Origin of the sequence: Pseudomonas sp. CHM02 (assembly GCF_000612585.1) — a bacterium.
GTDB lineage: Bacteria > Pseudomonadota > Gammaproteobacteria > Pseudomonadales > Pseudomonadaceae > Aquipseudomonas.
Window position 1 is genome coordinate 1 of sequence record NZ_JFCA01000085.1, and the last position, 10,166, is coordinate 10,166.

General features: G+C 61.8%; 10 protein-coding genes. 7 read left to right on the plus strand and 3 right to left on the minus strand.

What is annotated here, in order from left to right; translation table 11 throughout:
• Positions 1 to 128 precede the first annotated feature (128 nt).
• Together BM70_RS0130205 and BM70_RS0130210 are read right to left on the minus strand one after the other, a co-directional pair.
• On the minus strand, positions 129 to 1,373 hold the full coding sequence (locus BM70_RS0130205) for a saccharopine dehydrogenase family protein (RefSeq protein WP_025859476.1): 1,245 nt from the start codon (positions 1,371 to 1,373) through the stop codon (positions 129 to 131).
• A 28-nt stretch (positions 1,374 to 1,401) separates the two neighbouring features.
• Positions 1,402 to 2,499, minus strand: coding sequence for a carboxynorspermidine decarboxylase (locus BM70_RS0130210; RefSeq protein ID WP_025859477.1), 1,098 nt, complete (start codon positions 2,497 to 2,499; stop codon positions 1,402 to 1,404).
• A gap of 242 nt (positions 2,500 to 2,741) precedes the next feature.
• On the opposite strand from BM70_RS0130210, the gene BM70_RS0130215 reads away from it, so the two are divergent.
• The 7 genes from BM70_RS0130215 to BM70_RS0130245 all read left to right on the plus strand — a co-directional run bounded on the left by BM70_RS0130215 (position 2,742) and on the right by BM70_RS0130245 (position 9,698).
• A complete protein-coding gene (locus BM70_RS0130215; protein ID WP_025859478.1) occupies positions 2,742 to 3,761 on the plus strand; it encodes a LacI family DNA-binding transcriptional regulator in 1,020 nt (339 codons plus the stop codon).
• Entirely contained in the window at positions 3,745 to 4,749 is a 1,005-nt protein-coding gene (locus BM70_RS0130220; RefSeq protein WP_025859479.1) for an ABC transporter substrate-binding protein, read from the plus strand. Before BM70_RS0130215 ends, BM70_RS0130220 begins: the two co-directional genes overlap by 17 nt.
• Positions 4,750 to 5,568, plus strand: coding sequence for an iron ABC transporter permease (locus BM70_RS0130225; protein WP_025859480.1), 819 nt, complete (start codon positions 4,750 to 4,752; stop codon positions 5,566 to 5,568).
• Positions 5,565 to 6,359, plus strand: coding sequence for an ABC transporter permease (locus BM70_RS0130230; protein ID WP_025859481.1), 795 nt, complete (start codon positions 5,565 to 5,567; stop codon positions 6,357 to 6,359). Before BM70_RS0130225 ends, BM70_RS0130230 begins: the two co-directional genes overlap by 4 nt.
• A complete protein-coding gene (locus BM70_RS0130235; RefSeq protein WP_025859482.1) occupies positions 6,356 to 7,387 on the plus strand; it encodes an ABC transporter ATP-binding protein in 1,032 nt (343 codons plus the stop codon). Before BM70_RS0130230 ends, BM70_RS0130235 begins: the two co-directional genes overlap by 4 nt.
• Positions 7,388 to 7,396: 9 nt before the next feature.
• Positions 7,397 to 8,230: a phosphodiesterase gene (locus tag BM70_RS0130240; RefSeq protein WP_025859483.1), complete on the plus strand. Its 834-nt coding sequence runs from the start codon at positions 7,397 to 7,399 to the stop codon at positions 8,228 to 8,230.
• A 148-nt stretch (positions 8,231 to 8,378) separates the two neighbouring features.
• A complete protein-coding gene (locus BM70_RS0130245; protein ID WP_025859484.1) occupies positions 8,379 to 9,698 on the plus strand; it encodes an OprD family porin in 1,320 nt (439 codons plus the stop codon).
• A 51-nt stretch (positions 9,699 to 9,749) separates the two neighbouring features.
• On the opposite strand, the gene BM70_RS32910 is transcribed toward BM70_RS0130245, so the two are convergent.
• Positions 9,750 to 10,115, minus strand: a complete 366-nt coding sequence (locus BM70_RS32910) for a GFA family protein (RefSeq protein WP_081782162.1) — start codon at positions 10,113 to 10,115, stop codon at positions 9,750 to 9,752.
• Positions 10,116 to 10,166: the final 51 nt, after the last annotated feature.

Genomic DNA, 10,166 nt, shown 5'->3' on the forward strand with positions numbered 1-10,166 from the left:
CGCGGGGCAAGCCCGCTCACCACAGAGGTTGTATTGCGCTTAACTGCTTGGCATTAGAGCAAAACCCCGTCCAACAAAAAATGCGCCCCTGGAGGCGCATTTTTTTTGTTCGGGTCGCTATCGCCTAATCAGGCAATCGCATCCCACGCACGATCACCGTGCTCATCCTTGATCCGGGTTGGCAGGCCCATCACGTCCAGCGCCTTCAGGAACGGCTCGGCCGGCAGTTCCTCGACGTTGGCCATGTGTTTCACATCCCACTCGCCACGGGCAACCAGCAGCGCTGCGGCTACAGGCGGAACGCCGGCGGTGTAGGAGATGCCCTGGCTGTCGGTTTCGGCAAAGGCTTCTTCATGGCAGGCCACGTTGTAGATGAACAGCTCGCGTGGCTGGCCATCCTTGGTACCCTTGACCAGGTCGCCAATGCAGGTCTTGCCGGTGTAGCCAGGCGCGAGCGACGACGGGTCGGGCAGCACGGCCTTGACCAGCTTCAGCGGCACGACTTCCAGGCCTTCGGCCGTAGTGACCGGTTTTTCGGAGAGCAGGCCGAGGTTTTTCAGCACGGTAAACACGTTGATGTAGTGTTCGCCGAAGCTCATCCAGAAACGCACGTTGGGCACGTCGAGGTTTTTCGACAGCGAGTGCACTTCATCGTGGCCGGTGAGGTAGAGGTTCTGCGAACCGACTACCGGCAGGTCGTCGGTGCGTTTGACTTCGAACATGGTGTTGCTGGTCCACTGGCTGTTCTGCCAGCTCCACACCTGTCCGGTGAATTCGCGGAAGTTGATTTCCGGGTCGAAATTGGTGGCGAAGTATTTGCCGTGGGAGCCGGCATTGACGTCGAGAATGTCGATCGAATCAATGCGGTCGAAATGCTGTTGCTGCGCCAGCGCGGCATACGCGTTGACGACACCCGGGTCGAAGCCCACGCCAAGGATGGCGGTGATGTTCTTCTGTTTGCACTCTTCCAGGTGGTTCCATTCGTAGTTGCCGTACCACGGCGGGGTCTCGCAGACCTTGCCCGGCTCTTCGTGGATGGCGGTGTCGAGGTACGCAACGCCGGTGTCGATGCAGGCACGCAGTACCGACATGTTGAGGAACGCGGAACCGACGTTGATGACGATCTGCGATTCGGTCTCGCGGATCAGGGCCTTGGTCGCTTCCACGTCCAAAGCGTTCAGCGCAAAGGCCTGGATGTCGGCGGGAACCTTGAGGCTACCCTTGGCCTTGACGCTGTCGATGATGGCCTGGCATTTGGAGATGTTGCGCGACGCGATAGCAATACGACCGAGTTCGTCGTTGTGCTGCGCGCACTTGTGGGCCACCACCTTGGCGACACCTCCTGCACCAATGATAAGAACGTTCTTTTTCAATTGCTTTATCTCTCCTTTATCCGCCAGCTTACGAAAGGCTGGACAGGTAGTCGTCGTAACCAAATTCACGAACCACCTCGACTGTACCGTCGAGTTGTTTCACTACGATGGACGGCATTTTCAGGCCGTTGAACCAGTTTTTCTTGACCATGGTGTAGCCTGCCGTGTCGATGAACGACAGTCGATCGCCGATGGCCAGCGGCTGATCAAATTGATACTCACCGAAGATATCCCCGGCCAGGCATGACTTGCCGCACACCATGTAGGTGTGTTCGCCATCGCTTGGCGCCAGTTTGGCGTTGAGGCGATAGATCAGCAGGTCCAGCAGGTGGGCTTCGATGGAGCTGTCGACCACGGCCAGGTGCTTGCCGTTGTAGAGGGTGTCGAGCACGGTGACTTCCAGCGAGGCGCTGTTGGTGATCGCCGCTTCGCCGGGTTCCAGGTACACCTGCACGCCGTACTTCTCGGAGAACGCCTTCAAGCGTGCGCAGAACGCGTCCACGGCATAGTCTTCACCGGTGAAGTGGATGCCGCCGCCGAGGCTGACCCACTCGACCTTGTGCAGCAGTGCGCCGAAGCGTTCTTCGATGGTGCCGAGCATCTTGTCGAACAGGCTGAAATCGCCGTTCTCGCAGTTGTTGTGGAACATGAAGCCGGAGATCTGCTCGATCACGCCTTCGATCTTCACCGGGTCCCATTCGCCCAGGCGGCTGAACGGGCGCGCCGGGTCGGCCAGCAGGTAGTCGGAACTGCTCACCTGTGGGTTGACGCGCAGGCCGCGGGTCTTGCCCTCGGAACGATCGGCAAAACGCTGCAGCTGGCTGATGGAGTTGAAGATGATCTTGTCGCAGTTATCCAGCATCTCTTCGATTTCATCGTCGGCCCAGGCCACGCTGTAGGCGTGCGCCTCGCCTTCGAATTTCTGGCGGCCGAGCTTGAGCTCATACAGCGACGACGAGGTGGTGCCGTCCATGTATTGCTGCATCAGGTCGAACACCGACCAGGTGGCAAAGCATTTGAGCGCCAGCAGAGCCTTGGCGCCGGACTGTTCGCGCACGTAAGCAATCTTCTGCATGTTGACCAGAAGCTTCTGTTTATCGATGAGGTAGTACGGCGTTTTGATCATTTTTGAGAGCCTGCGGCGGTGCCTGCCAAAAAAGGACACGCATTGTGCCCGCACTTGGATCGAATCGAAAGGTTAGTGGGCGGATTTTGCGGCGCCGTATTTAATCTGGCCTGCGAACCCTTGTAGAAGCCGGCTTCCGCGGGGGGATATCGGTGACATCAAATTGTCATCTCTCCACCACTTGGCTGCCATATTCCATCGTTACTGTCCTCGCCAATGAGATCGATCTCAAGCGAGTGACAATGACTGACCTGAAAGACGTAGCAAGGCTGGCCGGGGTATCCCGCGCCACCGCCGCCCGCACCTTTGCCTCCCCGGACCAGGTGCGCCCGGCCACCCGTGAGCAGGTGTTCGCCGCCGCCCGCGAGCTGGGTTTTCGCCCCAACCTGCTGGGCCGCCAATTGCGCCTGCAAACCACCCAGTTGATCGGCGTGGTGGTGCCCAACTTGCTCAATCCGGTGTTCGCCGAACAGTTCCAGGCCATGGAACGTGCGGCGCGGGCGCGCGGCTACAGCTTGTTGCTGGCGACCACCGACTACGACAGCGAACGCGAAAGCAGCGTGGTGGAAGAACTGCTGCGCCAACGCGTCGACGGCCTGGTGCTGACGGTCACCGATGCCGAGAGCAACAGTGTGCTCAGCAGCCTCAACACCGAACAGACCCCGTTCGTGCTGGCCTACCACCAACCGAGCAACCCCAACTACAGCGCCGTGTCGGTCGACAACCGCGCCGGCATGGCCCTGGCCACGCGTTATCTGCTGGAGGCGGGCCATCGACGCATCAGCATGGTCGCTGGCCCCGCGCTGCAATCCGACCGTGCCCGCCTGCGCTACGCCGGTTATTGCGATGCAATGCGCGAATACGGCCTCGAATCCCGCCCGGTGATCGAAATGCCGGCCCATACCCAAGCCGAATTCGCCGCCATCCAGCCCTTCCTCCAGGGCCCAGGGGCACCGACCGCCCTGGTGTGTTCCAACGACTTCCTGGCAATCAGCCTGATCGCCGAACTGCGCCGCAACGCCTGGAATGTGCCCGAACAACTCTCGGTAATGGGCTTCGACGGCATCAGCCTTGGCACTCAGATGCACCCGACGCTGTGCAGCGTGGTGCAGCCCATCGCGCTGCTTGCCAGCACCGTGATTGACCAGTTGCTGGCGCAGATCGCCGGCAACGCCCCGACTTCCCATTGCCTGCCTTGCCACATCCGACCAGGCGACAGTACCCAACCTCATGAGGAGACCCCCGATGCGCGCACTCAGTAAGACCCTCGCCGCCGTGCTGCTGTGCGGTGCGGCCAGCCTGGCCCAGGCCGCCGAAACCGCGATTTGCTACAACTGTCCGCCGGACTGGGCCGACTGGGGCACCCAGCTCAAGGCCATTGCCGCCCGCACCGGCGTGCAGGTGCCGCTGGACAACAAGAACTCCGGCCAGTCCCTGGCGCAATTGGTGGCGGAAAAAGCCGCACCGGTCGCCGACGTCGTGTACTACGGCGTGACCTTCGGCCTGCAGGCGCAAAAGGCCGATGTGGTCGGCACCTACAAACCCAAGGCCTGGGACCAGATCCCCGCTGGCCTCAAGGACCCGGCCGGCCACTGGTTTGCAATCCACTCCGGCACCTTGGGCATCATGGTCAACGTCGATGCACTGGGTGGCTTGCCGGTGCCGCAAAGCTGGGCTGACCTGCTCAAGCCTGAATACAAAGGCATGGTCGGTTACCTCGATCCGTCCAGCGCCTTCGTCGGCTACGTCTCGGCAGTCGCGATCAACCGCGCCCTGGGCGGCGACCTCGACAACTTCGCCCCGGCCATCGACTACTTCCAGAAACTGGCGAAAAACGCACCCATCGTGCCCAAGCAGACGGCCTATGCACGGGTGTTGTCCGGTGAGTTGCCGATCCTGGTGGACTACGACTTCAACGCCTACCGCGCACGCTACAAAGACAAGGCCAACGTCGCCTTCGTGATCCCCAAGGAAGGCAGCATCAGCGTGCCCTACGTGATGAGCCTGGTCGCCAATGCGCCGCACCGTGGCAATGCGGAAAAAGTCCTCGACTTCGTGCTGTCGGACGAAGGCCAGGCACTCTGGGCCACGGCCTACCTGCGCCCTGTGCGCCCGATGAAAATGCCGGCGGACGTGGCCGCGCAGTTCCTGCCCGACAGCGACTATGCCCGCGCCGGTGTGGTGGACTACGAAAAAATGGCCGCTGTGCAGGAAGCCTTCGCCGCCCGTTACCTGAACGAGGTCAAGTAAGTGGCTGCATCGGCAAGACAGGCAGCCTGGGCACTGGCCCCGGCCTTTGCGGTACTGCTCGCGTTCTGGCTGTTGCCGCTGGCGCACTTGGTGCTGCTCGGTGCCGAGAGCCGCGACAGCAACGGCAGCGGCTATTGGCAGGTGCTCAGCAGCGCGCAGTACTTGGGCAGCCTTGGGCAAACCCTGGTGCTGGCGGTGGTGGTGACGCTGGTGGCGCTGGTGATCGGCGGCATCAGCGGCGTGTTCCTCGCCCGCCAGCAGTTCTTCGGGCGCTCGGCGCTGGTGGCGTTGCTGACGTTTCCGCTGGCGTTTCCCGGCGTGGTGGTGGGCTTCCTGGTGATCCTGCTGGCCGGGCGCCAGGGCTTGTTTGCCGCCCTGGGCCTGCAACTGGCGGGTGAGCGCTGGATCTTTGCCTACTCGCTGGCGGGGTTGTTCGTGGGCTACCTGTACTTCTCGATTCCACGGGTGATCCTCACGGTGATGGCGGCATGCGAAAGCCTCGACCGCAGCCTCGAAGAAGCCGCGCATTCCTTGGGTGCCGGGCATTGGCGCGTGGTGTGCGATGTAATTGTGCCGGGCCTGGCGCCGGCGCTGGCGTCGTGCGGGGCGATCTGTTTCGCCACGTCCATGGGCGCCTTCGGCACTGCCTTTACCTTGGGCACACGGCTGAATGTCACCCCGGTGGCGATCTACAACGTGTTTACCAACTACGCCAACTTTGCCGTGGCGGCTGCGCTGTCGGTGATCCTCGGCGCGGTGACCTGGGCCGTGTTGCTGCTTACGCGACGGCTGGTGAAAAACGCGGGGACGGTACTGTGAAACGCTCATCGCTGTTTGTGTTGCAACTGTTGTTCACCCTGCTGGTGTGCGCCTTCATGCTGGTGCCGGTGGTGATGTCGCTGCTGGCCGGGCTGACCCGTAACTTCTTCGTCGGCCTGTCCAGCGGCTTGACCTTCGATTGGTTGATCCAGGTGTGGCAGGCCTATTCGCCCACCGTGTGGCTGTCCCTGCAACTGGCCCTGGCCTGCGCGGTGTGCGTCTGCGTGATTGGCGTGCCCGCGGCTTACGCATTGGTGCGCATGAACAACCGCTTCAGCCGCGCCTTCGAAGAACTGATGGTGCTGCCGGTGGCCATGCCGGGGTTGGCCAGTGCGCTGGCCTTGCTGTTGACCTACGGCCAGTTCGGCAGTTTCCGCAGCAGTTGGGTGTTCATCCTGGTCGGCCACGTGTTGTTCACCTTGCCGTTCCTGGTACGCCCGGTGATGGCGGTGATGCAGCGCCAGCAATTACCGGTGCTGGAGGAGGCGGCAGCCAGCCTCGGCGCGGGGCCTTTCAAGCGGTTTTTCAGCGTGGTGGTGCCCAACTGCCGGGCGGGGATTTTGGCGGGGGTGCTGATGGTAGTCACCTTGTCCCTGGGTGAATTCAACCTGACCTGGATGCTCCATACGCCGATGACCAAGACACTGCCTGTCGGCCTGGCGGACAGCTACGCCTCGGCGCGGCTGGAAATCGCCAGCGCCTACACCCTTATCTTTTTGCTGATGATCGTGCCGCTGCTGATTGCGCTGCAGGCCATCAGTGCCCGTTTGTCCCGTGGAGAGCGTCGATGACCGCTATCACTATCCGCCTGCAAGGCTGTCGCAAGGCGTTCGCCGACGGCACCGTGGCCGTGCATGACTTGAACCTGACCGTCGAAGGCGGTGAAACCCTGGCGATCCTTGGTCCGTCCGGCTGTGGCAAGACCACGACCTTGCGCCTGATCGCCGGCCTCGAGCGCCCGGACGTGGGCCAGGTGTTGTTCGGTGACCAGGACGTGACCCGCCTGCCGATCGAGCGCCGCGATGTGGGCATGGTGTTCCAGAACTACGCGCTGTTTCCCAATCTGGATGTGGCCGGGAATATCGTCTACGGCTTGAAGATTCGCGGCATGTCGGTGCCTGAACGCAACAAGCGCTGCGAAGAATTGCTTGAACTGGTGGGCCTGCAGAACCACGGCAAGCGCAGCATCCACGAGCTCTCCGGCGGCCAGCGCCAGCGCGTGGCCCTGGCCCGTGCCTTGGCGCCGCGCCCCAAGGTGTTACTGCTGGATGAACCGCTGGCGGCGCTCGATGCACAACTGCGCGAACGCCTGCGCAGCGAGCTGAATGAACTGCTGCGCGGCCTTGGCATCACGTCGGTCTTCGTCACCCACGACCAGGGCGAAGCCATGGCCCTGGGCGACCGTATCCTGGTGATGGAGCACGGCCGTGTCGCCCAATTGGCCAGCCCACGGGACATCTACCAGAAACCGGCCAACGCCTTCGTCGCGGGGTTTGTCGGCAACCTCAATGCCTTCGCCGTGATCGCGCCGTCGGCCCATGGCTTGAAAGTCTGCGGCGGCGAACTGCCGTGGCACGGTACCGATCTGCCCCGCACCCTGTACTGCCGCCCCGAACACCTGCGCGTGATGGAGAGCGAAGGGCACCTGCACGGTCGCCTGCTGGCGCAGTTCTTCCAGGGCGCGCAAAGCCGCCTGCTGGTGGATGTGGGCGGGCCGCAACCGTTGCTGGTCGACAGCAGTGACAACCAGCTGTACGCCGTCGGCGCGCCGATTGCGCTGGCGATTGCGCCGCACATGTTGTTCACCCTTAATGCCTGAGAATCTATTGTGAATCGTCCGTTCCTCGTCGCGCAGATCAGCGACCTGCACCTTAAAGCCGGCCAGCGCCTCACCTATGGCGTTGTCGATACCTTGGGCGCGCTCCGGCGTGCCGTCGACCACCTCAACGCCAGCCACCCGCGCCCGGATATCGTGGTGATCAGCGGTGACCTGGTGGACTTCGGTCGCGCCGATGAATACGCCGTGCTGCACCCCGAACTCGCGCGCCTGCACATGGCGTGCTACCTGGTGCCGGGTAACCACGACACCCGCGGGCCCTTGCTGGAGGCGTTCCGTGATCACCGCTACTTGCCGGCTTCGGCAGACGGCCCGTTGGATTGGGTGGTGGATGAGCATCCGCTGCGGCTGGTCGGCCTGGATTCCACTATCCCCGGCGGCCATGGCGGCCAGTTGCTCGACAGCCAGTTGCAGTGGCTGGATGCACAGCTGGCATTGCGTCCTGACGCGCCAACGCTGTTGATCCTGCATCACCCGCCGTTCATCAGTGGCATCGGCCATATGGACCGTGAACCGTTCATCAACGCCGCTGCGCTGGAGCACGTGGTGGCTCGCCATCCGCAAGTGGAGCGCCTGCTGTGCGGGCATCTGCACCGACCGATGCAACGGCGTTTCGGTGGCAGCCTGAGTTGTGTGTGCCCCGGCACCTCGCACCAGATCGTGCTGGATCTGCAAGAAGCGGCGCCCGCGCATTTCAACCTGGAGCCGGCGGGCTATCTGCTGCACCGCTGGGATGCGCAGCAAGGCTTGATCAGCCACAACGGTGTGTTCGGGGACTACCCGGGGCCGTATCCGTTTTATGACGCTCATGGATTGATTGACTGAAGTTGTACGGAGGTTCACTCGCTCAACTAAGTAGTTAAACCCTGGTTAAACGTTAGTTAACGCAGCGGCCAACTCATGGTTGGCCGCGTGCATCCTGCTGCCCATTTTTTGCGCCCGGAACTTGGATTCCGCGCCGGAGCTCGTCCTGATGAAAGCCACTTTGAATGCATTAAGCGTATTGACCGGCAGCCTGGGCATTGCCCTGAGCCCCTTGGCCTCGGCTGATTTCCTGAGTGACAGCAAAGCCAACTTGAGCCTGCGCAACTTCTACTTCAACAACGACAACCGTGACGGCGCCGCCGCACCGTCGAAGACCGAAGAGTGGGGCCAGGCGTTCATCCTCAACTATCAATCGGGCTTTACCGATGGCACTGTCGGGTTCGGCCTGGATGCAGTGGGCCTGCTCGGTATCACCCTCGACAGCGGTAGCGGTCGCCATGTGGGCAGCTCGATGATCCCCAACGACGACGGCAAGGCTGCCGACAACTGGGCCCGTGGCGGCGCGACGGCCAAGGCACGTTTCGCCAGGAGCGAGTTGCGTTACGGCTACTTGCGCCCGAACCTGCCGATCCTGGTGAGCAACGACGGGCGCCTGTTGCCGCAGTCGTTCGAAGGCGGGCAGGTCACCAGCAAGGACATCGACAACCTGACCCTGATCGGCGGCCAACTGCAACACACCACCGGGCGTGGCTCCAGCGACCGCAGCGGCCTGGCGGTGGCGGGCGGTACCCAGGAAAGCAATAAATTCAACTATGCCGGCGCCGACTACCAAGTGACCAAGGACCTGATGGTCCAGTACTACTACGCCAACCTCGAAGACTATTACCAGCAGCACTTCGCCGGCCTGATCCATGTCTTGCCGCTGGGTGACTACGGTTCATTGAAAACCGACCTGCGCTATTTCAAGACCACCGCCGACGGCAAGAACAGCAGCGCCGCCGGCCGTGCCGAAGGCTACAAACTCGGCGGCTACACAAAGAACGGCAACGGTGAAATCGACAATAACACCTGGAGCGCCGCGTTCATCTACTCCGTGGGCCCCCATGCGATTACCGCCGGTTATCAGCAAGTCTCAGACGACAGCAACTTCGCCCAGCTCAACCAGGGTGGCCTGGTGAATAAAGGGGAGGGCGGTTCCAGCCTTTACCTCTACACCGACCGTACCGTGCAGACCTTCATCCAGGCCGGCGAACGCACGGCCTTTGCCCAGTACGCCTATGATTTCGCCTCGCTCGGCGTGCCGGGCTTGAAGGCCTCGGTGATGTACTTGAAGGGCGACCACATCCTCACCGCCAGCGGCAACGATGCCAGCGAGTGGGAGCGCGATATTTCCCTGGACTACGTAGTGCAGAGCGGCACGTTCAAGAACGTCGGGTTCGGCTGGCGCAACGGCGTCTCGCGCAGTGAAGTGGCGCGGGACCAGGATCAGAATCGGGTGTTTGTGAGTTATTCGATTCCGTTGATGTAAGCCCGTAAACGCAGGTCGCGACTGTAGGAGCGAGCAAGCTCGCTCCTACAGTCAGGTAGCCTTGGACTCAATGCAGCTGTGCTTCAGGTTCTGAGGCGTGAACAGGGTATCGAGTGTGCCCAGCGCAATCGAAATCCAATCCGGATAAAGTGCTTTTGCATCGTGCCAGAACAACGATGAACCGCATTCTGAACAGAACTGGCGAGTAATGCCCGGTGATGATTCATAGTTTTTCAGCGTGCCCCGTACCTGCCGGATAGTAACGGCTGACCGGGGCACACTCGCGTAAGTGGCAAACACCGCACCATGGCTTTTCTGGCATTTTTTGCAGTGGCAATGAGTGGCAGCCTTGAGCGAGGTCGAGACTTGATAGGTGACTGCGCCGCAGAGGCAACTGCCTTGGGTAACGACATCCATGTGTGATCGTGTCCTGAACGTGACGGCAGACACTATACCTGTAGTGAGCGA

Bases quoted from the DNA above. Each gene is read 5' to 3' on its own strand.
- BM70_RS0130210 (WP_025859477.1), bottom strand. From the start codon at position 2,499: ATGATCAAAACGCCGTACTACCTCATCGATAAACAGAAGCTTCTGGTC.
- BM70_RS0130215 (WP_025859478.1), top strand. From the start codon at position 2,742: ATGACTGACCTGAAAGACGTAGCAAGGCTGGCCGGGGTATCCCGCGCC.
- BM70_RS0130220 (WP_025859479.1), top strand. From the start codon at position 3,745: ATGCGCGCACTCAGTAAGACCCTCGCCGCCGTGCTGCTGTGCGGTGCG.
- BM70_RS0130235 (WP_025859482.1), top strand. From the start codon at position 6,356: ATGACCGCTATCACTATCCGCCTGCAAGGCTGTCGCAAGGCGTTCGCC.
- BM70_RS0130245 (WP_025859484.1), top strand. From the start codon at position 8,379: ATGAAAGCCACTTTGAATGCATTAAGCGTATTGACCGGCAGCCTGGGC.
- BM70_RS32910 (WP_081782162.1), bottom strand. From the start codon at position 10,115: ATGGATGTCGTTACCCAAGGCAGTTGCCTCTGCGGCGCAGTCACCTAT.